Below are 23,765 nucleotides of genomic sequence, written 5' to 3' on the forward strand. Positions count from 1 at the left end.
AGCTAATTTTATATACCCTTTTATTGCACGAAAATCTCGATGATTCCAAAAGTGATAATTCGCTGTTTGCTGCAGCATAATAAGACGTCTTATGAATAGAGCGTATTTTTTAGAATATGCTTTTAGACTACTAGCCTAAATTAGTAATAGCTGTTTACACTAACCCGTAACCTATACAATGGTCCTACCGATTGATTCTGGGCAGTTTCAATCAAAGGAAGGATTGGTAAGGTTAATCGGAGGACTGATTGCCCAACACACCAGTTCAATAGGCCGCTAATTCAAGTCCCACAAGCCGAGGTCAGATGTTCGACAGTAAGCCATTGCCCTAAGTAGTATGCCCGCCCAGAAACGGCAACGCCCCAGGCGGGTATCTCGTCTTAACCCCAGATATCGTGTCAACATTCGGTTGAAGTTCTTGTTGCGAATGCATTGCCTACCTTGCTTCTGCCCCCTTTTGTCTGATTCTGGCAAAAGGGCAACGCTTTTTGCACTTTTCACCTATGGGCCGACCGCAATATGGTTCGCATCGCACATCTTTACTCGAATAACAATCCCGTTGACTGTGTTGTAGTGAACGGGTAAACGTAGCAAAAATAGGATTACGACTGAGTATGTTTAGCCCCATAACATTGATTCGCTATCAATGGATTAGTGTGGCAGTGACCCTGCTGGGTGGCTGCCGCACTGATCCTACAACGCCTTCGTCGGTAACCAGTACGACGGTTACTGCCCCGATTAGCTCATCTACTTCGACCGCTATTCCGACCGATACGTTACGGTGGGTCAGCTACACGGCCAACGATGCTCCCAGCGATACGACCCTGTTTGGGCAGCCCCAACGGGTGGGTACACTGACCGATCCGGGCTTGATCGAAGCGTCTGGATTAGCTCCCAGCCGCCGGAATTCTGGCTATTTATGGACTGAAGAAGATTCGGGCAATCCCAACCAGATTCAATTGCTCAGACGTGATGGAAGCGTAGCCGCCCGCTACACGATTGAGGGGGCGACCAACCGCGACTGGGAAGACCTGGTCGTCGGGCCGGGACCCGTAGCGGGTGAATCGTATATATACCTGGCCGACATCGGTGACAACAAGCTGCGTTACTCCGAAAAGATCATCTACCGATTTCCTGAGCCTTCTATTTCCGGGCAGACTTTACCTTACACTGGCTTGGTCACTAATGCCGAAGCCATCCGGCTGACGTTGCCCGACGGCCCGCAAAATGCCGAAGCGATTCTGCTTGACCCCTCGACACGAGACCTTTACATCCTCTCTAAAGGCGACCGTTCGCAGCTCTACCAGGCTACCTTTCCGCAGTCGTTGACGCAATCCACACCGATAACTCGCCTGCTAGCGATACCCTTTGATAAAGTTACTTCAGCGGGGATTTCGCCTGATAGTCGAGAAATTCTGGTTCGCACCTACGGTCAGCTATTCTACTATCCGCGCCGAACGGGGGAATCGATTCCAGACGCCTTTAAACGAACACCTCGACGGCTCCCCCTTGCCAACGAACCTCAGGGCGAAGCTGTGGGGTGGGCCATCGACGGTTCGGGCTACTACACCACCAGTGAAAAACCCGACGCTAGCCCACAAGCCATTTATTGGTATCCGCGTAAGTAAACCGGTTAGCCCTGCGCACCTCACTTGCCGTGAGTCAATTTTTGTATGGCGACAGGCCTGCTTCTAATGGACGGTCAGCTGATGCAGGCAAATTTATACATTAGGGCTCTAAAGAATTAGTTGGCATCTGTTTATCCGGTAGTTAAAAATAGCTTATAAAAAGGAAGCCCTTCTTGATAGAATAAATGGCTCCTCATGATTAGCTAGAAACGCAACTAATTCTGACAAATGTCTAATACCCTTTTTAGTAACTGACTGATCACTATATGAAGCCGATTATCTGTTTACAATTCAAATACTATGAGTTTATTTAACAAAACGGCCCAGTACCTTTTGCTAACTGCTCTGATCATTGCACTGGTTGGGTCGGTGGGATTTTACACCCTCATTCACCGGAAAATTCGCCACGAAGTGGATGAGATATTGACCAGCCAGGTTGAGCAGGCTCAACGTCGGCTTCAGAAACAGGATCCCGTGCGGCTTGGTGAGGGAGACGATAACCCGCATATTGAACCCGTCAATGAGCCAATCCGTTCTCAATTTAGTACCCAGCTGACCCTAGATTTTTTAGAACACAAAAGGCAGATTCCTATTCGGCAGTATCAGACATCTGTAGAGATTCGTGGGCAGCATTATTTAGTAAGAGTTCGGCAACCCTATGATGAGTTTAATGAACTAGCAAGGGATTTGTCGATCTGGGTGATTATCGGCTTTTTGGCCCTAATGAGTTTGTCGGTCCTAATTGGGCTGGGCTTATCCAGCCGGTTATGGCGGCCTTTTTACTTAACGATCAAGCAGCTTGGCCAATTTAGGCTGGATCAGTCCGCCAATCCCCAGTTTCCCCAGGCTCGGGTTCGAGAATTCGATCTATTGAACCGGTCGTTAGGCGAATTAACCCAGAAACTACGGCAGCAATTTTCCTTGCAAAAACAATTTACCGAAAATGCATCCCATGAATTGCAAACGCCTTTAGCCATCGCGTCAGCTGAACTGGATTTTTTACTCCAGTCACAACATCTGAGTGAGACTGACCATACTCATCTTCAACGGGCAACGGATGCCTTGAGTCGACTCAGCCAGTTAAACCGATCGCTCTTACTGCTCACACAGGTAGACAATGATCAGTTTGCCGAAGATGAGCTGGTGGATCTAGGTGATGTACTGACAACATACCTACTTGATTTTGAGCCATTTTTCGATCATAAGCAATTTGTGGTTACGCTGGATATCCAACCAGGTGTTCAACTTCAGATGAATCGCCAATTGGTTGGTGTGTTGCTGACCAATCTGTTAAAAAATACGGCCCGTCATTGTAAGACGGGTGGGCAAGTTTCGATTTCGCTAACGACAACTTCACTAACGATTCGCAATTCAGGAGAGCCGCTTCCTTTTGCTCAAAGTCAGTTATTTAATCGATTTGTCAAGGATCCGGCCAGGCCCGATTCCATTGGATTAGGATTGGCTCTGATCAAGCAGATCTGTGATCGGTACGGATTGCCCTTGACTTATCAATATGACTCAGCTCATCAGGAGCATGCCTTCCAGATCGAATTCAAGGCTATTCAAGCCAATAACTTCAAATTTGCTTCATAATTCATGGCGATACTTGTCGATAGATAGTGTTCCCGATGAAACAACTTATTTTTTTTAGCTGGCTGATGATCACAGCTGCACCGGCATTTAGCCAGTCTTCCCGAATTATTCGGGTGCAAGATAGTACGACACATGAACCTATTATTGGGGCCACGATTCGTACGCCATCCACTATAAAACCACTCATAGGAACGGTTACCGATGCAAAAGGTGTAGCCACGATGCCCAGCACGCCCGCGAGTGTTACCGCGCTGACGGTAAGTGCTGTTGGGTACGAAACGGAATCATTTCCGATTACTTCCGGTAGCGATACATTGGTTTTTCAATTACATAGCCAAGATGAATCGCTGGATGAAGTGACCGTTACCTCTACTCGAACGAATTCCCGCATTGAGGATTTGCCCATTAAAGTGGAAGTGCTGGGTCAGGAAGATATGGATGAAGAAAGTGCAGTCGTTCCCGGCAATGTAAGCAGTATTCTGGGCGATATTTCCATCATTCACGTTCAACGTACCTCGGCTGTCAATGGAAACCAGGCCATTCGTATGCAGGGACTCGACCCTAAATATACCCAGATTTTGCGTGATGGTCTACCGCTTTACGAAGGGTTTTCGGGGAACCTGGGCGTTTTGCAAATACCCCCGCTCGATTTAAAGCAAATTGAAGTCGTGAAAGGCTCGGTGTCAACGCTGTACGGCGGAGGAGCCATTGGGGGGATGATCAATATCGTTTCTAAATCGCCGACATCGGAAACACCGGAATTTACAGCCCTGCTCAACCGGTCGAACCTGAAAGAAACGAACCTGAATGCCTACTATTCACAACGCTACGGCAAAACCGGCCTGACGCTCTTTACGGGATATACCAATCAACAGGCAGTGGATGTAACAGGTGACGGATTTACGGATAGCCCTGGCATCAAGCAATTTAATTTTCATCCTAAGTTTTTCTGGAATCCCACCGCTCATACGAAGCTGGACATTGGGTATGCGTTTACGACGGAAAATCGCACGGGTGGATACCTACCAGCACTTGAGGGGACGCAGCCTAATGCCTACAAAAACGTAACGGACTTACAGCGTCATACCGTCGATTTCAACGCCAGTCACAATACCTCGGAAGCGAATGCGCTGACATTAAAAGGAGCGGTTAGTACCTTTCACCGGCAAAATACGGATTATCAGAAACTATCTGACGGTCGGCAGTCGTCGATTTATCTGGAAGCCAATGACTTGGTACGATTTGGCAAGCACCAGCTGATCGCTGGGGCAAACCTGACGGTCGAAGCGTTTCGTAAGAACCCGGACAGTACTCGGCTGGTCGATTATACCTATAATACGATCGGTGGATTTGTGCAGGACGATTGGCAAGTTGGCCAGAAGGTTGCCTTACAAGCCGGGCTTCGATTTGACCGCCACAATACCTTCGGAAGTTTCTTTCTGCCTCGATTATCAGTAAAAATCAAACCCTCCGACCCCTTGACAGTGAGGCTGAGCGTAGGTACAGGCTACAAAACACCCAATTTGTTTGTTAACCAAACACCGGGTGCGTTAAACGTGAGTTTGATTTTCCCCCGTTTGCTGCCCATTGATGTCGCTACAGTAAAAGCCGAGCGGTCCGTCGGTACCAACATCGACATCGCCTATTCAAAAACTTTCGAGAGTGGTTTTTCGGTACAAGTGGATCAGGCATTTTATTACACTTACGTCAATTCGCCCGTAGTGTCAGCATTTTCCAGTTTGTCGAGTAACCTAGGAGCTTATACCCAGCTGATTAATGCCCCATACAATTTATACAGCCTTGGGACAGACACGTACGTTCGGCTTGAATATAAAGACTACGAACTGTATTTCGGCTACAATCATACACTCGCCCGGCGGGATGGTCCAACGGATAATACGTACCTGCCGCTGGCTCCTCAGGACAAGTTTTCAACCACGCTGGCCTGGGAAAACGAACACTTCCGGTTTGGCATCGAGAGCAGTTACGTAGGCACGCAATACCTCTACAACAACCAGAAAGTGGCGAATTACTGGTTCTTTGCCGCAGCGGCTGAATACCATTACAATGATCACTGGCGGCTGGTCCTGAACGGCGAAAATATCTTCAATGTGAAACAGGCTAACTACGAAACGGTAGTGCTGGGTACTAATCCGACAGTACAACCCACCTTTCGTCCGGTCTGGGCACCACTCGAAGGTCGGATAGTGAATCTGGCGCTCAAGTTCACGTTATAAGGCAAACACCCATAAAGTCTCACCTTTTTGGGTGTTTTTTATACCATTCTGCGGATGAACGGTAAGCTATATATATCAAACTTTTCGAGTCTTCCTTTCCGGTAGACATACTCCTCATACGAATGCTTATGAATAGCAAATACTTCTTCCAAAACCACCTTGTCCGCTCCCCGACTGAGTGCTTTGGCTTTGATTTGCTTGTCTAAGGGAAGTTCATCGAGCGGAATACTGTGCTCGAATTCAAATCCTTCATCGTACTCAAACTCCAGTGAAAACAGGTTATTCCGCCACTGAAGCTGCGTGGTCATACCGCTGGATAAGGGAGAATAATCAAGATCAATAGGGGTTTGAGTAACAATTTGGTCCGCAGCTTCGGTAAATAAACTCAAGCCTGATACAACCATCGCAGCATAACCGATTCGGCGGAAGAGCCCTTCACTCAAATGAGGTAATAGCCACTTCATGCCATAGGAGGAAATCATCGCTGCCAAAGCGATTACTCCACCCAGCGTGAGCGCTTTACCCGTTATTAGCCCAAAAGATGCATACAAGGACAGTTTAACTAGGTGTATTATAACTTCATTGGCCGCCCGGGTAGCAACAATTTCCTCTTTATTCATGCCATAACGCAGGTAGAATCGGTTGAATAGCAATCCAACGGCACCCGTTAGGCCCGAGACAAAACCTGCTGCCAAGCCTATAAGGGCCAAATACCCTTTCGGCAGGGGATGAACTTGGGCTAACTCCTTTGCAGAACGAAAAATCAACGGCAGGTTAGCCATCAGAAACAAACCCATTACTAGTTCCAGATAGAGTGGGTTGATATACGTCAGCAGCCTGGCACCTACATAGACGGCGGGTAGGGCAGGAGGGACAAACCAAGCCACAACCTCCCAGCGAATACGAGACCAGAAAGCCGTAATTCGGGACATGGAACTGGAAGCAATACCAATGGAGAGCGCAGCTGGAACTTGTGCGCTCGGTAGCAGAGAGCCTAATACGGGTAATAATAACAAACCAGCCCCTCCTCCACATACGGCGCTGAGCGAGAAAGCCAGTAAGGCGCAACCACATAAAAATAATCCGGAGAAGAACATAAAAACAGGGCCTAATTTAGTATCAATTTTCTCGTTTAGGCGTATGCTGCCATTCACTCAGCACAATACCTACAATGAGCCAGCAGGCCCCTAATAAATAACCGCCCACTACATCGCTCAAGAAATGAACACCCAGATAAATCCGACTAAAACCAACTACCAAAACCAATCCGACGGCACAGCTACCTACCAGCCATCGGCTTCGAAGCCGGCGACGGCCTCGAACCAGCCAGTAGCCCAGTAAACCATACAAGGTCATGGCCGTAGCCGAATGGCCGCTCGGAAAAGAATAACCAGATTCTGTATAATAACCAACCTCTACAGGGCGCTTCCGAATGAAGGTTCGTTTGCCGACCTGAACGAATAAACCCACTCCCGCCATTAATAGCCATAGAATTAAAATGTTACGCCCTTTTTTCTGTTGGTACAGCACAAACGATCCAAGGAGAGTTAATCCAATCGTTACGTAGCCAGAACCTAGCCACGTTATAGTATAGAGCAACTGGCTGATCGAGGTACTTCGTTCCCTAAACAGCCACTGAGTAAATCCTTGGTCGACCTGGACCATCGGCTCCGAATTGACCAGATTTTCGGCAATCTCAGAAAGAATCATGACGTTGCCAATCAGTAATCCCAGGAGCACCGTAAGCGGTAAACCTCGGAAATGGTCTGTCGACAAACGTTCGGCAATCCAGCGAACTAATGCCGGGTACCGAATGCTTATTTGGCTAAATCGGCGATGAATAAGGTGTTGAATTCGGTCAGTTGTCATAGAATCAATTGGCCCATGAACAGGCCAGTTCTGACAGCAAACTAACGTAAGCTTTCTGAAGAGACTTTGAAGTGATCATTCATATGGAGTGTAGGAATACTTTACCGGCCTGAGAAAATCTCGAATCTATGTTATTATAATGTAATTAATGAAAGGAGAAGTTGAACGGATTTCAGAACAGCTTCATTTCTGAGAAAACTTCAGAATTGCTTCAAGTTTGACCAGCACTTTAGGGTCATTATGAAGACAGTACTCCGTCTTATTAATCTTTTTACGCTGCTTGCCTGGGCCACGCCAACCGTTGCACAACAACCTGTACCAAATAACCACCTAACGGGGAAAGTACTGGACGCGACAACTGCTCAGGCGTTACCTTTTGCATCCGTCGCGATTTTTAAACAAATAAACGGGAAAGATAGCCTGTTGACGGGTGCTCAAACCGATGAGCAGGGTGCTTTTATCATTACCAACGTGCCTACCGGATCGCTGTTGGCCAAGGTTACGTTTGTAGGCTATCAGAATCTGAATAAAGCTATTTTATAAACTATCGATTCAGTTGCCATTAGGCAATGATACCGTAAAATGTAACCAACGGAAAATGGAACGTCCCGACGTGGACTTCAGCAACTAACCAAACCCACCATACTATCGCCATAACCGCGAGACCGTCTTAAAAAAACAGTCGAGTAGCTATGGCTTTTATTATAAAAATATTTAATATTAATTAATTGTAAATTACTTATTATCAAATAGTTAAATTGACAAAACAATCCATTATATCTTAGAAATGCCCTATAGTTTTGTAGCTGAAAAAGGACGGGGTAGTTTCCTTTTTCGTACGAACCAATGATCACTTTTATTAAGAAAATTTCGCTTGCAGTTTGCCTGACAGGTACGTATACCTTACCGATTTTAGCGCAAACGACGCCTAACTATGCTTTCATTGAGAAAATTAGTTTGCCTTCGGGTGATGGCAAATGGGATTACCTCAAGATGGACGGGGAGCGTGAACGCTTGTTCGTATCTCACTTCGACCGGGTACACGTCATCGACTTAACGACGAATAAGCAAATCGGTGAGATTACGGGTCTGAAAGGCGTTCACGGCATTGGCCTGGCGAAAGACCTTAATAAAGGGTACATCACCAACGGTACTGATAATACCATCACGGTTTTCGATTATAACACCTTTAAGGTGTTGCAAACCATACCCGTTACAGGCAAAAAGGCGGATGCCGTGATGTATGATAAGGGTACCAAGCGGATTTTTGTGTTTAACAATGGTAGTGGGGATGCTATCGCTATCGATGCGGTAATGGACAAAGTTGTTGGAACCGTCACGATGGGTGGTGCACCGGAGTTTGCAGTAGCTAACGAGAAAGGGAGCATTTTCAACAATAATGAAGATACCAACGAGATTTTCGAGATTGATGCTAAGGCACTTACCGTAAAAAATAAGTACTCGGTAGCCCCCAATGGCGGAGTACCAACCGGGATCGCTTTCGACGCCAGCACAAATCGGTTGTTTTCTGTATGTCGTAAGCCGCAGGCACTAGTGATATTGGATGCTTCAACGGGAAAAATCGTCCAGAGCTTACCGATCGGTAGTGGTGTCGATGCTGTGGTCTACGAGAAAGAGTTGAAGTTGATTATGACATCAAACGGAGAAGGAAACGTCACGATTATTCATCAGGATTCACCGGATAAGTATTCAGTTGTTCAGACGCTTACGACGAAGCCGGGTCTTAAAACAATGGTTCACCGGGGGACGACTCACCGGATTTATTTAAGTGGCGCCGACTATCAGGCCGACGGGAAAACACCTGCGCCTGGCACATTCGGTGTGTACGTATATGGGCCAGCGGTAAAGCAGTAAGTCGCCGAGGAAATATCCAATATCCAAGTAGTCATGTTGTCTTTCTTTCATAAGGCCTTTTTGGGAGCTTGTCTGGCGACGCTTTACTCATTTATTAGTCAGGCGCAGTCGAATACAAATCAGGCTGCCTTCAGTTTTGTGGCCTTTGGCGATATGCCCTATAATTTGCCCGCTGACTATGGCCGCTTTGAAAATCTGATTCGGGATGTAAACAAGCAGAATCAGGTCTTTAACGTACACGTAGGTGATATCAAATCGAGTGAGAATGATTGCTCAGATGCCTACTACCAAAAGATTCTCGGCTATTTCAATCAATTCGAAAAACCGTTGATTTATACGCCCGGCGATAACGAATGGACGGATTGCAATAAGCACACGCCGGGTAAATATGACATCGACGAGCGATTGGCAGCCATTCGTAAGGGTTTCTTTGACGGGAAGGCTAGCCTCGGGAAAACCAGATTGACGTTGACAGCGCAGTCAAAAAATCCTGCATTTGCCAAATACGTGGAGAATAACCGCTGGCAGTACGGCAATGTCCAGTTCGGAACAGTTCATATTGTAGGCACCAACAACAATTTCTACCCCGATCCGAAGGGCAATAACGCCGAGTTCTATGATCGTAACCAGGCGAATCTGGCGTGGATCGACGAAGTATTCGACCAGGCGAAAATAAGTAATGCGATTGCCGTGGTGCTGTTCACGCAGGCCGATATGTACAACTCGGCAAAAGATGCGAAAGAAGCCAACGCGTTCATAACGCTGAAGGAGAAGATTCAGGCCCGAACCGAGGAATTTAACAAACCGGTCCTGCTGGTCAATGGTGACTCGCATGTGTTTCTGGTCGACAAGCCGATCTATGTGAAAGGCGGCAAGAAGAAGGCGCTCGATAGGTTCACCCGACTACAAACCTTTGGCGAAGATAATATTCACGCCGTTAAGGTGACGATCAATCCATCAACCTATGGGCTGTTTCAGATTGAGCCTCTCATGGTGCAGGGAAACTAATAACTAACAACCATTTGACACCATACCTATGAAGTTTATTGTATACGCACTGCTCCTGGTGGGAGGCCTTTCAGCACAGGCCGCTACCCTGAAAGGCTCCGTGATGGATGCCAGTACCGGTGAGCCGCTTATCGGGGCAACGGTGGTTCTGGCCAACACCAAATTTGGTGCGACTGTCGGATTGGATGGAAACTACCAAATCAAAGACATTCCTGCTGGGACCTATACGTGTCTGGTACAGTATGTCAGCTACCAGAAAATGGAGAAAACAATTACCATTACATCTAGAGTAGTTGTTCAAAATTTTTCACTGGTGGAAAGCAGCCGCGACCTGGCCGAAGTAGTGGTGACGGCTTCCGGCGACCGGGAGAGTGAAACCAGCACTCGAAAAATTGAACAGAAAGCCGATAATGTCCTCAATATCATTGGTGCGAAAGCTATTTCGCTACTACCCGACGTGACGGTGGCCAATGTCTTGCAGCGTGTCTCGGGGGTATCAGTGGTCCGAAACGCGACCGGCGACGGGCAATTTGCCATTATCCGGGGCATGGATCGTCGGTATAACTATACGCTGGTCAATGGCATTAAAATTCCCAGTCCTGACAACAAGAACCGCTTCGTGCCGATGGACATTTTTCCGGCCGATCTGCTCGAACGGCTGGAGGTGGTCAAAGCCCTCACGCCCAATATGGAAGGCGATGCCATTGGGGGGTCGATGAACATGATCATGCGGTCGGCTCCGGATTATCTGGTGGTGAATGCAACCGTCTCAGGCGGCTATAGCCAATTGTTCAGTAGCCGCCCATTTTCGGGATTTAGCACGGCGGGCATTAATTTTCGCTCACCTTCCGAAGTGGCCGGCAGCAATCGATACCCGGCTAAACCGAGTGATTTTTCAACGCGAACGGCACAGTTTCAGGACGTAAATCTGCCCATCAATGGCTTGATGAGCCTCTCCATTGGCAATCGACTACTAAATAAGCGGCTGGGCTTCCTGGTCGGCGGTTCCTATCAGCATACCTACCGGGGGAGTCAATCATCGTTTTTGCGGCTGTACGGCCAACCTTCGCCGGATCCAGTGCCGAACACGCCCATTTTCGAATTTGTGGAGCAGCGTACTTATTCCAATGAGCAGGCCCGGACGGGTGTCAACCTCAAACTGGATTATGATCTGGGTCGCAACGGTGGTCCAGCAGCCAATAAACTAAGCCTGTACGGACTGTTTATGCAATTAGACGACAAGCAGCACCGCACGGTGCTAGGGAATCAACTGGTGCAAATCGGCGATGTGACCACTACCGATCGGTCGGTGTTTCGGCGCCAGAACATCTATAATGTTACCCTCCAGGGCGATCATGCACTGATCCCAAACCAAGGCGTTGGCCGACTCAAACTGAATTGGTCAGCGGTGTATTCGCTGGCAAAAAGTCAGACACCCAGTTGGACGGACCTTTCGGTAACTAGCCGTACCAGTCAGGGGGCGGATGGGAAGTCTACGTCGACGCTGTACATCAACGACATGAGTTATATCTGGACGCGCAACAACGACCGTGATCTGGCTGGCTATCTGAATTTTACCTACACGCTGTTTCCTACACTTGATGTATCGCTTGGTGGTATGTACCGAGATAAGGCTCGGGATAATTATTACAATGATTATTCCTTATCCACGGTCCTACCGGGAGGAGATCGGCAGGTATTTACCAGCGTCGACAGGGCGATATTCTCGTTCCGTCCCGACTCCTACGCCTATCCAGATAGTACGAACGCCAACAACTATTCGGCCAACGAGCAGATCGCAGCGGGGTATATTCAGGGGAAGTTTAATCGTGGGAACTGGCAGGTTGTCGGGGGAGTGCGGGCCGAAAACACCAACCAGTCGTATGTGTCGCAGTTGCCCGTCACCGCCACCGGGAAAACGGGGGCTATCAGTTACCTGGATATCTTGCCCAGTCTGCACCTGAAATACCAGTTGTCGGCCCGGGAAAACCTGCGTTTTTCCTATTTCCGGGGTATTAGCCGACCCGGTTATTTTGAAATCGTACCCGCTTCGTTCCCCGGTGACTTTTTCACCGAATCGGGTAATTACAACCTTAAGCATACAGTGGCGGATAACGTCGATCTGCGTTACGAATTCTTCCCAAGAGGGAATGAGCAGGTGTTGGTCGGAGCTTTTGTTAAAAATATTCAGAATCCCATTGAATACGGGTTTAGCCAACTTGCCCAGAACAACATTGTGTACCAGCCTATCAACTACGGTACGGCTGTCAACTACGGGGCAGAACTAGTGTTTGCCAAGTATTTCAGTAACTGGGGCGTGTCGGGCAATTATACCTACACCAAATCGAGCATCACCACCAGCAAGCGGGTATACGGCCGCGATGCGTCTGGCAGTACTGTGGTGACCGACGTGCAGCAAACCCGGCCACTTCAGGGCCAGTCGGATCATATTGCCAACCTGTCGTTGATGTATAAAAATCAGCAGATTGGTTTCGATGCCCAATTGGCCTGGGTCTATACCGGCAAGCGAATCAATATCGTATCGGCTTACAAAGATCTTGACTATTGGCAGCGGGGTACGTCGCAGGTGGATTTCTCGGCGGAAAAACGCTTCCACGGCGGGCGACTGAGCGTGTTTACCAAACTGACCAATTTGCTCAACAACCCCATCATCGTCGACATTCTACGACCCAATACCCTGACGGGTTATCCCGATCAGGATCGTAGCGACCGGATTACGGTGCAGAAAGACATCTTCCAGCAGAGCTATTTACTGGGCCTCCGCTACAAACACTAATTACCCTCCAATCAATCAGTTACTTTTTATTTAACAACCAACTCGAATGAAACGTCAGATTCAACTGAGCTTCTTAGCCGTCGTCATGATGGGCAGCCTATTGACCGGCTTGCTAAGTTGCAGCAAATCCGAAGATGTGCAGGTATCAGCTCCGCTTTACCAGGTAGGGCAAGCCGTAAGTACGAAAACACCGTTACAGGGATCGATCAAAGGAACGCTGAAAGCCGACTCGACCTACACCGTTACGGGCGATGTGTTCATCAATGAAGGGGATACGCTGCTGATCCAGCCGGGTGCAAAAGTGTTGTTCGATGGCAAGGGAGCCTGGTATTTTGTGGTGAAAGGCTCGCTGCTTTCGTTGGGCACCCAAGCGAAGCCTATCTATTTCACCGTTCCCAGTTCGGTAGCCGTCAAGAATGAAACGTTGGGCTCTGACCCTACCGCCGACCCAGCTTATAAAGGCTATTGGGGTGGTATTGCGGGGGAAACCATGTTTAAAAATATTATTATCAAGTGGACACACCTGGATTTTGGCGGTGGTAAACTGGGTACCTCACCCGTATCGTTCCTGGCCAATGGCGCCAATGCCTACACCTTGACCTCGAAAAACTCGGACGGTATCGTGGTTCTGGAAGATTCGTGGGTGTATGGGTCCATTGACGATCCAATGCGTCCGTTTGGTGGCAAGTGGAATGTCATGCGGAATACCTTCGAGAAGTGTGGTTTTACCGGGGGCGAAGCCTGGAACGTAAAAGGGGGTACGGTTGGTAATTTTGCCTACAACCTGGTCATCGGCATGGCCACCAACGGCCCAAAGGCCTCGAATGACGGACAGGCCACCAACCAGCCTCAGACCAACATCCTGATGTATAATAACACGATGATTGCCAACGGCTACCGCCGGTCAGCCGATGGTCGTGGTGGTTCGCTCAACTTCGAAAATGGAGCGAAAGGAGGGTATTATAATAACCTGATGGTCAACTGTAAGTATGGCCCACGGGTGGTTGGCGCTACGGCCAGTTATTCCGGTAATGCCCTCGTTGTTGCCGATACGGCCAACATCAAATATGGCTACAACTACAACTACGTCGATTCGCTGAAAATGGCGAACCAGATTTATCCGACGGGTTTCTATACCAAACCGCAAACGACCGATATTCCCACCCCCTCCTCGTTCTTGCCTGTTGGTTACAAAGTAGGAGCGGTGTATGATGGCTCGGCCGTCGTACAGAAAAACAACCCCCTGTTTGTCAACTTCCCGCTGCCGTATGTGGCTACTAAAAAAGTAGCTGATGCCAGTTTTGTGGGTAGCTGGAATTTCCGACTTCAGTCCACATCACCCGCGCTTGGTAAGGGAACGACCAGCTTTAGTCCGCTAACGGTAGTACCGGTAAGCGAGCGGTATGGCTCTACCGAGATCACGCCCCCCAGTGCCGACATGGGTTGTTATCCCGCCAATGGTAAGGGTAATCTACACTAATCGATAACACCAACGCTTATTGTGCTTAACGACTATTTGCTCAAAGAGTCTGGCGCAATAAGCGTTGGTCGCTTTTTTTATACTGATCGTCTTCTCATTCATGAAAAGTACGTATATCCTTCTGGTGCTGCTGGGGCAGTTTTTAGCAGCACAGGCCTGTTCGGCGCAGGACAACAAAACGGATGATCCGTTTATTGCCCGGCCTTATCTCCAGATCGGTCATACCCCCTCAACTGAAACCCTTCAACTGCTATGGCATGCGCCAGACGCCAGCACGGACTGGGCGGTTGACTACCAACCCAAAGCGAATGGGCCCTGGAAGAAGACAGCGCTGCCTACATGGGTTCGGGTGGACGTGGCGGGTATTGAACCGCATCGGGTGTATGAAGCTACCCTTACCGGTTTGACGCCGGGCAGTAGATTCAATTATCGGGTGCTGAAAGCCGGAAAGGTCGTGTTTACGGCAGAAGGGCAGGCTTCTAAAAAAGCCGACCAGCTGTATCGATTTGTGGCCTTTGCCGATATTGGAGCCGAAACACCTGCCCAGAAAAAATTAGCCTCCCGAGCCTATTTGGCAAAGCCGGATTTCGTGGTCGTTCCGGGGGATATTGTATATGAGCGTGGATTGATTTCCGAATATCGCTCCCGTTTCTGGCCGATCTATAATGCCAATCAGGTCGATACGGCAGGAGCACCTTTACTGCGTTCGGTGCCTATGATTGTGGCACCCGGCAACCACGACACCGATACGCGTGATCTGGACAAATATCCTGATGCACTGGCCTATTACTACTACTGGAAGCAACCCTTAAACGGTATTACCGGCACAGAAGGCGGTCCGCTAATACCCACTATGACGGCTTCGGTCGATAACCGCAAAGCCTTTCTGGAAGCGGCTGGCGAGGCTTACTTGAAAATGGCCAATTACTCCTTCGACTATGGAAATGCTCACTGGACCGTGATCGATTCGAATCCGTATGTCGATTTTACGGATAAGGGGTTGCAGGAGTGGATTGCGGCCGATTTAGCCAGGGCGCAAAACGCTACCTGGCGATTCGTGATGTTTCACCATCCCGGTTTCAATTCGGCCCGGGAGCACTATGAACAACAACATACCCGGCTGCTATCGCCCATTTTTGAAGCGGGAAATGTTGATGTGGTATTCACTGGTCACGTACACAACTACCAGCGTTCCTTTCCGCTGACATTTGTTCCCGACAAAAAAGGGGTACTGTTAGTATCGAGCATGGGCGCTAAAATGGCTCGTGGCCGGGTGGTGAACGACCAATGGGCACTCGACAAATCCTTTAACGGAACGACCAATACCAAACCGAAGGGAATTATTTATTTGGTGACAGGTGCGGGTGGTCAAACACTCTATAATCCTGAACAGAATAACGATCCCGATTCGTGGCAGCGATTTACGGACAAGTTCTTTTCAAATGTGCATTCGCTCACCGTTGCCGATGTGAATGGGAAAACGCTAAGTATCCGTCAGATTGATGTTAACGGTAAAGAAATTGATTCGTTTACCATAACCAAGTAATTCAAACCTAGGTAGCCAGTCTGGTAAGTCGAGTGATTTTAAAGTAAGAAATGCCACAACTCATATGAGTTGTGGCATTTCTTACTTTAGGATATCGATCATTTACAAGTAATTTATAACCCAAGTTGCGAGATAATTTAACCCTGTTAGTCTGGGGCGAGTTTTTAGAGTCTCTGAGGTTCTAAAACTACCATCCCCATGACTGACAAAGCTATAGCAATCTACTGCTTTTTGGACGACTTCTTCCAAAAGAGCGGCTACAAAACCGAGCCTCATTGCAAAGTCAATGATGCCCAAATCGCCACCACAGCACTAATGGCAGCTCTTTTCTTCTATGGTAATCATGCTTCGGCCATGAAATATATGCACGAACATCAAGGGTTTTGCCAGCTCCATAAGTCAAACTTCAATCGACGGCTGCATGGCTTGCAGACTCGCTTAGCGGCCGTATTCCGGGCAGTCGGAGCTACGCTCAAAGAACTTAATACGACCAGCCGCTACATTATTGATTCGTTTCCCGTATCAGTCTGTCGAAATTGCCGCATTCCGGTTTGTAAGTTACTGACAAACAAAGCTTATCGAGGCTATAATGAAGCCAAAAAGGAATATTTTTATGGCTTTAAAGTGACCCTGATTGTTGATGCTGATGGCCTTCCGGTCGATTACTACGTAAGTGCGGGTAGTTTTCACGACGCTACTATCCTGCAATCCATGTCCATTGACTTACCGGCTGGCAGTCTACTCTACGGGGACAGTGGCTATACGGACTACGAGCAGGAAGATTTGTACGCGGAATGCGAAGAGATTTTTCTGCGAATTCACCGCAAGAAAAATTCTCAGCGACCGGATCAACCTTGGGAAGCTTATTTAAAAAAAGTCTTCCGGAAGCCGATTGAAACGAAGTTTAGCCAAATTACTAACCGCTTTGCTCGCCATATCCATGCTGTCAGCCTGGAAGGATTATTGCTGAAATTATTCTTATTTGTCTTTGCCTTTAGCTTAGACGGGCTTACGCCTGATTCAAACTAATCTCGCAACTTGAATTAATTTATAAAATAAGCACCAACGTTCCGCCGATAAGTAGGAGTGCACCGATAGACGCCTTCCATGTCAGCACTTCGCCCAGAAACAAAACTGACAGAATGATAGCGATGGCTACACGCAGTTTGTCAACTGGTGCCAACTCCGAAACCTTACCGAGTTGCAGTGCTTTGAACCGGGGCGCCGATGCGGTTGACCCCTTCGATCCCCACTTTCGCCAAAATTGCTGTCAAAGCGGCAAACAAAGCTGAGAGTAAGGCATAAATCCACCACATAATTTAGACAGATAGAAGGGAGTTAGTTGTACCGAAGCTCTCTTTATAGTTCTTAGAAAAACCTTCTACAAAAGACAGTCTGAACTCTTTACTTAGCAGCATATTCAAGCACCATAAATGTGCCTGGCTTTACTGCTGGACGAGGACGCGGGTTTTCCGTTGTGGCAGCCGGGGCAGGATCAAATTCAGCCGTTGTAACGAAAATGTGATGACTCATTGGATCGATGGTAATCGTACGGGCACCGCGCATAGTCGTGACCGTTTGAACAGCTTCAAATTGACCCGGTTTAACTTCCTTCACCACCGTTAATGTACCTTCCCCATTGGAACTGATGGCTGAGCCAGTCGATGTGTCAAATACAGCCCCATCGGTTCCGCTTCCCGTTGGTACTTCTGCCAGCACCTTGCCCGTTTGTGAATCCATCACGACCATCACTTTATTGCAGGTGCTAAACAGATGGTGGTGCGGTTTGTCAAAAGCCAGACCGGTCGGTTCTTCGCCTTTGCCTAATTTCCAATGGTGTTTGACTGATAATGATTTGGCATCAAATACCGCTACTTCATTTTTGTCTTCCAGATTGACGAAAATTAGGCCGTGATCATCGCTAATGGCAGCTTCAGGAGCCCCACCCAACTCGACCGTACCCACCACATTGCCAGTCGTTGCTTCTAAAACCGTTGCGCTGTTGCCGTCGTTGTTGAAGATGAAGATTCGTTTAGAGAAAGCGTCGTACATAATCGCGTCCGGCTTTTTGCCCGTCGGAATTTCCTTTAGGGCTTTAAACGACTTCGTATCAAACATAGTAGCCGTATTGGGCCGGCCATTGGTTGTGTAGCCTACGGTTGTGCCTGGCACAACGGCGATCCCATGAATACTCGGTGTCGGTGCGATAACGCCCACTTTTTGGTGACTTTTCAGGTCGAGCACTTCAACCTGCGTACCATGCGAAACATAGAGCCGACTAGTTTCGGCATCGGCCATCAGATAATCCCAGCTACCCTCGCCCCCGATAGTGGTTTTCTTGACGAGGTGGTAATTCGTCGATTGGGCAAACAACGAGCCCGTTAAACACAGGCAAACAGCGGAAATCCGGAACGCTTTCATACAAGGTTGATTTAGTTTATTAGTGATCACTGGGTTAACTCATTTGTCTTTATAGGCTAAGCGTAATAATCCGGGGAAAATCAGGAGAAGTAGGGGCAACGCGGCACAAAATCCACCAATCACGGCAATAGCTAAGGGTTGGTGGAGCTGGGCCCCTGTTCCAATACCTAATGCCAGCGGCATCAGGGCAATAATGGCACTGGTAGCCGTCATCAATTTAGGCCGGATACGCGCTGAAATGGCAAACGCAATAGATTCAGCAACCGGGGCCGTCTGATGGTGAATGGCGAACTGCTGAAACGTGAAAATGGCATTCTCGGCAATGATGCCCACAATCATAATAATACCCGTATAGCTGCCGACGTTGAGGGGAGTTTTGGTGATGAAGAGCGCCATAAATGAGCCCGACACACCCAGGACCGAGATCAGCAGAATCAGCCCCGCAGCTTTTAAATCCCTGAACAGGAACAGGAGTACGATGAACACTAGCAATGAAGCCGATATCAGGATAATCAATAACTCCCGAAAGGACTGTTGCTGCTGCGCGTACGCTCCTCCGTAATCGATGTGTTTACCCGCAGTCAGCGTGATACCACTGCTTACCTTTTGCTGAATTTCCTTGATTACACTGCCCAGATCGCGATTCGCCAGGCTGGCAGTAACGGCAACCATCGGTTGCAGATTTTCCCGTTGAATTTCGGCCGTTCCTGAGTCGATTCGTACAGTGGCAAAATCAGCCAGGAGACGACTGCGGCCATCGGCGGTAAAAATCGGACTTTGTTTGAGGAGTTGTAAATCGCTTCCCATGCCCGGATACTTCAACCGCATTTTGATGAATTGGCTGCCTTCCAGAATATTGCCCACGTCGTTGCCAACCAGGTAGGTTGTTAGCTGATTTTGTAGATCTAAGGGTACAAGTCCATATTGCAGTAAGGCGCTGGATTTCGGACTGAATATGACGGAAGGGCCGGCGATGGTGATGCCATTGAAGACATCGGCCGTGCCGGGTACCTGGCTAACAATTCCACTGATTTTATCGGCCAGCGGGCGCAATTCGGTGGGCTGGTCGCCAAACACTTTAACTTCGACGGGATTGGGTTCACTCATCAAATCGCCGAGCATATCGCCAATTACCTGCCCAAAGTCAACCGTTAGACCCGGCTGGGTAGCTTCGATTTTACCGCGCAGCTCGTCGATCACTTCGTTGGTAGGGCGGGTACGGTCTTTTTTGAGCGAGATCAGATAATCCCCTCCGTTGGGTTCGGTAATAAAAAAGCCCATCTGGGCCCCCGTTCGCCGGGAATAGCTGGCTACCTCCGGTATCGTCTTTATTAATTGATCGACCTCCGTGAGCATGACGTTGGTTTCATCCAGCGATGTGCCGGGTTCGGAGTGGTAGTCCAGAACGATCGAGCCTTCGTCCATATCGGGTAGAAATCCTGTTTCTAACTGGCTATAAATCAGAAAGACAGCCAGCGCCATTGCGCTCACCAGGCCCAGGGCAATCCAGGGGCGATGAATGAACAGGGACAGGATGTTGCCAATGGCGGGATGGGTAGCGGCATCTTTCTGCTTTTTCCTGGAAGACCCCAGTAGGCTGTACAAGACGGGCAGTCCCAACCAGGTAATTAAAAACGAGCAGGTGAGGGTTACGACCATGGTTGTGGCCAGCACTTTGAAAAAAGCCCCGGCTACACCACTCATCAGTGAGAACGGAATAAATATGACAATGGTACTCAGTGACGAGCCGATCATGGCGGGAAATAGGTAGCGGATGGCGGTCTGAATGGTGTTGGCGTCAGACTGCCCTTCATGTTCTTCTTCTACCCGGTGAATTTGCTCTACAATCACGACCGCATCGTCGATAATCAGCCCAATACCCGCAGCTATTCCGCCAAGTGTCATGATATCGAGCGTGTAGCCCATAACGTAAAGAACAACCATCGCGGCACCCAGAATGATAGGAATCGTAATAAGGATAACCGTACTGGCCTTGAGCGACCGTAGAAACAAACTGGTGACAATAATGGCCAGTGCCAACCCAATAAAAATGCTGTCAGTCACGCTCTTAACCGCATCACTAACAAAGTCAGCCTGAACATACGTAGGTGTTAATGTAACATCGGCAGGTAGCAATTTGGTAAGTTCCTGTACTTTATGGTTGATGTCTTTACTGAGATTGATTAAGTTAGCCGACGGCTGTTTGACCACATTGACGAGGACGGTTTCTTTACCATTTGCTTCGATTTTGGTGAATTCCTGCTGCTCATGCAGTTCCACCGTTGCTACGTCAGCCAGGCGGAGTACCCGTTGCCCATCGCTGCGAATGATGATGTTTTCGACATCCTGTTTCGAGTGAACCGTTGCGTCGGTAAGGGTCAGGTATAGACGATTATAACCCGAAACCATTCCGTCGGCCTGGATAAAATTGGTTGCAGCCAGCGCGGTCGTGATGGCCGCTGGTGTTACGTTCAGACTTGCCAGTTTATTGGGCTGGAGAACGATCCAGTATTCTTTGGTACGCCCACCCATCACCTGTATGTTCGATACACCCGTTACCCGGCTCAAATAGGGTCGGATGGTGTACATAGCTAACTTTCGCAGTTCAATCAAATCACGACTGTTCGAAGTCAGCGCAAAATCCATCACCGGCAGAATCGATGGCGACATTTTCTCTACAGACAGGTTCGTATTAGGCAATAGCGTATTCTGAATCTGGTTGATGCGGGCATTGACGCGCTGCAACGATACATCCATATCCACCGACCAGTTCAAATAAATCGACAGTTCGGAACTACCCCGACTGGTGGTGCTACGAACCATTTCAACCCCTTCTACTTGATTGACGGCATTTTCGAGCGGCTGGGTAATGGCGATCATCATGAGTTCAACGGGCTGCTCACCGGCATCGGCAATGACCTTAATTTTGGGAAACGTCTTTTCGGGAAACAAGGAAACCTGAATCTGCCGGTAGGCGAAAAGCCCTCCCACCAGCAGTAGGATGAGTACCCCCAGAATTGGCTTTCGATATCGGTAAAAACCAGGCTGTTCAGTGGGCATGGGTGGGACGATTTATGGTGATCGATGCCTTATCAGCCAGGCCATACCCCCCTTTGCTGACAAAGCGATCCTGTGGCTTAAATCGGGGGCTAAGAATTTCAATACGTGTTTCGCGCTGGAGACCAATTTTGATGGGGACTTTAACGGCGGTGGTATCGTTAAGTAGCTTCATGACCCAGAATTCGGTCTGGAGTTCGTTGGCCAGAACGGCGTCCTTGGGCAACGACTGCGCCTGGTTATGCTGCTGCTGGGTAAACGTAATAGCCAGTTGAAGACGGGCTGGCAGTACCATCGGGTGGTCGGGTTTAATGACGAATCGCTCGGTTTGGGAGAGCGAATCAGCGATGGCGAGCGTGCGGAAAATTCGCCCGCCAATGCGCCGACCATTCGGCAATTGAATGCTGCATACGCTGCCCACATGCACCGCTGTGTCCTGTTCAACGGGCACCTCGATTAGAAAGACAAACATGTCGGGAGCCGAAAAGGTGGCCAGCACAGTGCCGTCCTGCACATACTCATTCTCCTCCGCCTGCACCAATGTAACCAGACCCGCGTCCGGAGCACGGATGGTCAGTTTGCCAATGTCTTTAAGCGTTGGATCATTGAGGTAATTTTTACCACCGAGCGCGTAGGTTTCCTTGGTTTCCAGGCCAAATAAAGGGGTTCCTTTCTGGAGCTTGTCACCAATTTTGACGTATACTTTAGTCACGTAGCCAGCAATCGGCGATTTAATATCGCCACTAGTGAGATAGTACGTCATACCCCGAAACGTTTTTTCAACCCGAAACGAATCGGCTTTAACGGTCGTGATATCAACGGGCGTTTTGGGGTTCGGCGCGTTGGAGTCAGCCGATTGCGAACCTGAACTTGTATCGGTCGTTGACAACGAGCCGCAGCCGGTTAGAAGTAGCGCCAGAAGCAGTCCGAAGGGATACATTGGGTTTATCATACGTTGAGGCATGGTTAGAAATTACGATAGTTGAACGTGTTGATAAACCGTTGCCGCTGAATGATTAATTGATTCAGGGTTAGCTTACTATTCAGAAAGCGCTGCACAATGAGCAGGTAATCAATAGCCGATATGTCGCCCCGGTACAGTCGGGCCTGACTGATCGTCAATAAATTTTCGACGTCAGTATTTTGCCGTTCGGTGATACTTATCAGGTTCTGATTGACGCGTAATTGCTCATTGACCGTTCGCAGCTGCAAATTGAATCGGTTGAGGTACTGATTCCGATAATTCCGAATGGTTAGCTGCTCGACGTCGAGTTTCTGGTATTGCAGCTTTCGCTGATTTCCATTATAGATGGGCATGGTAAAATTCAGGCCGATGCTATAACCAAGCCGTTTGGTAATCAAATCTGAGCTGATGGCATTGGTCCCTGCATTGGCTACCAGATCCAGCGAGGGGCGATAAAAAATATCGATAACCCGGCGATTCCGTTCCACAATCACGCTGTCGTACCGGTAGCGTAATAAATAGGGGTTGTCGTCGGGCATAAATCGGGCCTCTAGTGCGAGATCGGGTTTTTCAAGTCGTACGAGCCCCGTTTCAGGGATATTGCAGAGTGTGTTAAGGGTTAGAATATCCTGCAAAAACTGTACTTTGGCGCCTTCATAGTTCACTTCGCTCTGTTGCCAGTCGACCCGAAACGCCAGGTAGTCTGACTGATTGAATAAGGCTTTCCGAAGCAGTTCTTTCAATACCTCGTTTTGTCGAGAAAAAATCTGGTACAAATCCCCAAAAATGACCATCTGCTGATAATCCTGATAGGCCGTCAGGTAGAGATCGACAATGGATTTCTGGAGATCATTCTGATTGATACGAACGGTATTGACTAGCAAATCGCGAAGAGCAGCATTTAGCGCATTCTGGATTCGAAGGTTTCGGCGGTAAAGCAGGTTTCGGTTCGCCTGAATTAGCCCCGTGTACGCTCCGCCATTGGTCGTCGCCTGATCGTAGCCCCAGTTTGTGCCAGCCGGTGCGTACAGGTATTGCCCGATGGCCTGCACAAAGGGTTTGTTGGTCGCAATGTTGAGTAGACTGTCGAGCCTGTTCAAGGTAATGGCGTTGCTATTCTCTTTCAGCAGTGGGCTGTTAGCCAGTCCCTGATCCAGGTAATACGCCAGGTTTCGGTGAGCCAGCGTATCCTGTCCATAGCTGGAAATGGCTTGAAAGACAAACCAGAAACTTACCCATATGACTCGTTTATATAGTTGCATAGAACCTGTTTAAAAGGCTTCATTCCGT

The 23,765-nt window shown here is 48.6% G+C and carries 16 protein-coding genes and 1 pseudogene; 10 read left to right on the forward strand and 7 right to left on the reverse strand.

Going from position 1 to position 23,765, the window contains the following annotated elements; all coding sequences use genetic code 11:
* The first annotated feature begins 614 nt into the window (after positions 1–614).
* The 3 genes from WBJ53_RS32375 to WBJ53_RS32385 all read left to right on the forward strand — a co-directional run bounded on the left by WBJ53_RS32375 (position 615) and on the right by WBJ53_RS32385 (position 5,458).
* Positions 615–1,628 carry a hypothetical protein gene (locus tag WBJ53_RS32375; RefSeq protein ID WP_338877442.1) on the forward strand — a complete coding sequence of 338 codons (1,014 nt, stop codon included), beginning with the start codon at positions 615–617 and terminating at the stop codon, positions 1,626–1,628.
* Between the two features lie 300 nt (positions 1,629–1,928).
* Positions 1,929–3,221: a HAMP domain-containing sensor histidine kinase gene (locus WBJ53_RS32380; RefSeq protein WP_338877443.1), complete on the forward strand. Its 1,293-nt coding sequence runs from the start codon at positions 1,929–1,931 to the stop codon at positions 3,219–3,221.
* Between the two features lie 35 nt (positions 3,222–3,256).
* The gene (locus tag WBJ53_RS32385) at positions 3,257–5,458 is read left to right on the forward strand and encodes a TonB-dependent receptor (protein ID WP_338877444.1); all 2,202 of its coding nucleotides are present in this window, start codon (positions 3,257–3,259) and stop codon (positions 5,456–5,458) included.
* 38 nt (positions 5,459–5,496) lie between these two features.
* On the opposite strand, the gene WBJ53_RS32390 is transcribed toward WBJ53_RS32385, so the two are convergent.
* Positions 5,497–6,555, reverse strand: a complete 1,059-nt coding sequence (locus tag WBJ53_RS32390; RefSeq protein WP_338877445.1) for a sulfite exporter TauE/SafE family protein — start codon at positions 6,553–6,555, stop codon at positions 5,497–5,499.
* A 22-nt stretch (positions 6,556–6,577) separates the two neighbouring features.
* Positions 6,578–7,327, reverse strand: a complete 750-nt coding sequence (locus WBJ53_RS32395; RefSeq protein WP_338877446.1) for a phosphatase PAP2 family protein — start codon at positions 7,325–7,327, stop codon at positions 6,578–6,580.
* 240 nt (positions 7,328–7,567) lie between these two features.
* On the opposite strand from WBJ53_RS32395, the gene WBJ53_RS32400 reads away from it, so the two are divergent.
* The 7 genes from WBJ53_RS32400 to WBJ53_RS32430 all read left to right on the forward strand — a co-directional run bounded on the left by WBJ53_RS32400 (position 7,568) and on the right by WBJ53_RS32430 (position 17,062).
* On the forward strand, positions 7,568–7,870 hold the full coding sequence (locus WBJ53_RS32400) for a carboxypeptidase-like regulatory domain-containing protein (RefSeq protein ID WP_338877447.1): 303 nt from the start codon (positions 7,568–7,570) through the stop codon (positions 7,868–7,870).
* 303 nt (positions 7,871–8,173) lie between these two features.
* A complete protein-coding gene (locus WBJ53_RS32405; protein ID WP_338877448.1) occupies positions 8,174–9,202 on the forward strand; it encodes a YncE family protein in 1,029 nt (342 codons plus the stop codon).
* Positions 9,203–9,235: 33 nt separating this feature from the next.
* The gene (locus WBJ53_RS32410; RefSeq protein ID WP_338877449.1) at positions 9,236–10,210 is read left to right on the forward strand and encodes a metallophosphoesterase; all 975 of its coding nucleotides are present in this window, start codon (positions 9,236–9,238) and stop codon (positions 10,208–10,210) included.
* Positions 10,211–10,238: 28 nt separating this feature from the next.
* Positions 10,239–13,007 (forward strand): TonB-dependent receptor, encoded by a 2,769-nt coding sequence (locus tag WBJ53_RS32415; RefSeq protein WP_338877450.1) that lies wholly within the window; start codon positions 10,239–10,241, stop codon positions 13,005–13,007.
* A 46-nt stretch (positions 13,008–13,053) separates the two neighbouring features.
* Positions 13,054–14,487, forward strand: coding sequence for a hypothetical protein (locus WBJ53_RS32420; protein ID WP_338877451.1), 1,434 nt, complete (start codon positions 13,054–13,056; stop codon positions 14,485–14,487).
* A gap of 100 nt (positions 14,488–14,587) precedes the next feature.
* On the forward strand, positions 14,588–16,033 hold the full coding sequence (locus tag WBJ53_RS32425) for a metallophosphoesterase family protein (protein WP_338877452.1): 1,446 nt from the start codon (positions 14,588–14,590) through the stop codon (positions 16,031–16,033).
* 198 nt (positions 16,034–16,231) lie between these two features.
* Entirely contained in the window at positions 16,232–17,062 is an 831-nt protein-coding gene (locus WBJ53_RS32430; protein WP_338877453.1) for an IS982 family transposase, read from the forward strand.
* A 19-nt stretch (positions 17,063–17,081) separates the two neighbouring features.
* Here the strand turns inward: WBJ53_RS32430 and WBJ53_RS32435 are convergent.
* From WBJ53_RS32435 to WBJ53_RS32455, 5 genes and pseudogenes are all read right to left on the reverse strand, one after another.
* Positions 17,082–17,349: pseudogene (locus WBJ53_RS32435) on the reverse strand (EamA family transporter).
* An 88-nt stretch (positions 17,350–17,437) separates the two neighbouring features.
* Entirely contained in the window at positions 17,438–18,454 is a 1,017-nt protein-coding gene (locus tag WBJ53_RS32440) for a YncE family protein (RefSeq protein ID WP_338877454.1), read from the reverse strand.
* A gap of 39 nt (positions 18,455–18,493) precedes the next feature.
* On the reverse strand, positions 18,494–21,514 hold the full coding sequence (locus WBJ53_RS32445) for an efflux RND transporter permease subunit (protein WP_338877455.1): 3,021 nt from the start codon (positions 21,512–21,514) through the stop codon (positions 18,494–18,496).
* The gene (locus tag WBJ53_RS32450) at positions 21,504–22,475 is read right to left on the reverse strand and encodes an HlyD family efflux transporter periplasmic adaptor subunit (RefSeq protein ID WP_338877456.1); all 972 of its coding nucleotides are present in this window, start codon (positions 22,473–22,475) and stop codon (positions 21,504–21,506) included. Before WBJ53_RS32450 ends, WBJ53_RS32445 begins: the two co-directional genes overlap by 11 nt.
* A gap of 2 nt (positions 22,476–22,477) precedes the next feature.
* Positions 22,478–23,737, reverse strand: coding sequence for a TolC family protein (locus WBJ53_RS32455; RefSeq protein WP_338877457.1), 1,260 nt, complete (start codon positions 23,735–23,737; stop codon positions 22,478–22,480).
* Positions 23,738–23,765: the final 28 nt, after the last annotated feature.

It is taken from the genome of Spirosoma sp. SC4-14, assembly GCF_037201965.1.
Lineage (GTDB): Bacteria > Bacteroidota > Bacteroidia > Cytophagales > Spirosomataceae > Spirosoma.

What these genes read in the sequence shown, in the direction of transcription:
- WBJ53_RS32445 (WP_338877455.1), bottom strand. Translation starts at nt 21,514, where the DNA reads ATGCCCACTGAACAGCCTGGTTTTTACCGATATCGAAAGCCAATTCTG.
- WBJ53_RS32420 (WP_338877451.1), top strand. Translation starts at nt 13,054, where the DNA reads ATGAAACGTCAGATTCAACTGAGCTTCTTAGCCGTCGTCATGATGGGC.
- WBJ53_RS32440 (WP_338877454.1), bottom strand. Translation starts at nt 18,454, where the DNA reads ATGAAAGCGTTCCGGATTTCCGCTGTTTGCCTGTGTTTAACGGGCTCG.
- WBJ53_RS32385 (WP_338877444.1), top strand. Translation starts at nt 3,257, where the DNA reads ATGAAACAACTTATTTTTTTTAGCTGGCTGATGATCACAGCTGCACCG.
- WBJ53_RS32380 (WP_338877443.1), top strand. Translation starts at nt 1,929, where the DNA reads ATGAGTTTATTTAACAAAACGGCCCAGTACCTTTTGCTAACTGCTCTG.
- WBJ53_RS32405 (WP_338877448.1), top strand. Translation starts at nt 8,174, where the DNA reads ATGATCACTTTTATTAAGAAAATTTCGCTTGCAGTTTGCCTGACAGGT.
- WBJ53_RS32375 (WP_338877442.1), top strand. Translation starts at nt 615, where the DNA reads ATGTTTAGCCCCATAACATTGATTCGCTATCAATGGATTAGTGTGGCA.
- WBJ53_RS32455 (WP_338877457.1), bottom strand. Translation starts at nt 23,737, where the DNA reads ATGCAACTATATAAACGAGTCATATGGGTAAGTTTCTGGTTTGTCTTT.
- WBJ53_RS32430 (WP_338877453.1), top strand. Translation starts at nt 16,232, where the DNA reads ATGACTGACAAAGCTATAGCAATCTACTGCTTTTTGGACGACTTCTTC.
- WBJ53_RS32425 (WP_338877452.1), top strand. Translation starts at nt 14,588, where the DNA reads ATGAAAAGTACGTATATCCTTCTGGTGCTGCTGGGGCAGTTTTTAGCA.
- WBJ53_RS32400 (WP_338877447.1), top strand. Translation starts at nt 7,568, where the DNA reads ATGAAGACAGTACTCCGTCTTATTAATCTTTTTACGCTGCTTGCCTGG.
- WBJ53_RS32390 (WP_338877445.1), bottom strand. Translation starts at nt 6,555, where the DNA reads ATGTTCTTCTCCGGATTATTTTTATGTGGTTGCGCCTTACTGGCTTTC.
- WBJ53_RS32415 (WP_338877450.1), top strand. Translation starts at nt 10,239, where the DNA reads ATGAAGTTTATTGTATACGCACTGCTCCTGGTGGGAGGCCTTTCAGCA.
- WBJ53_RS32450 (WP_338877456.1), bottom strand. Translation starts at nt 22,475, where the DNA reads ATGCCTCAACGTATGATAAACCCAATGTATCCCTTCGGACTGCTTCTG.
- WBJ53_RS32395 (WP_338877446.1), bottom strand. Translation starts at nt 7,327, where the DNA reads ATGACAACTGACCGAATTCAACACCTTATTCATCGCCGATTTAGCCAA.
- WBJ53_RS32410 (WP_338877449.1), top strand. Translation starts at nt 9,236, where the DNA reads ATGTTGTCTTTCTTTCATAAGGCCTTTTTGGGAGCTTGTCTGGCGACG.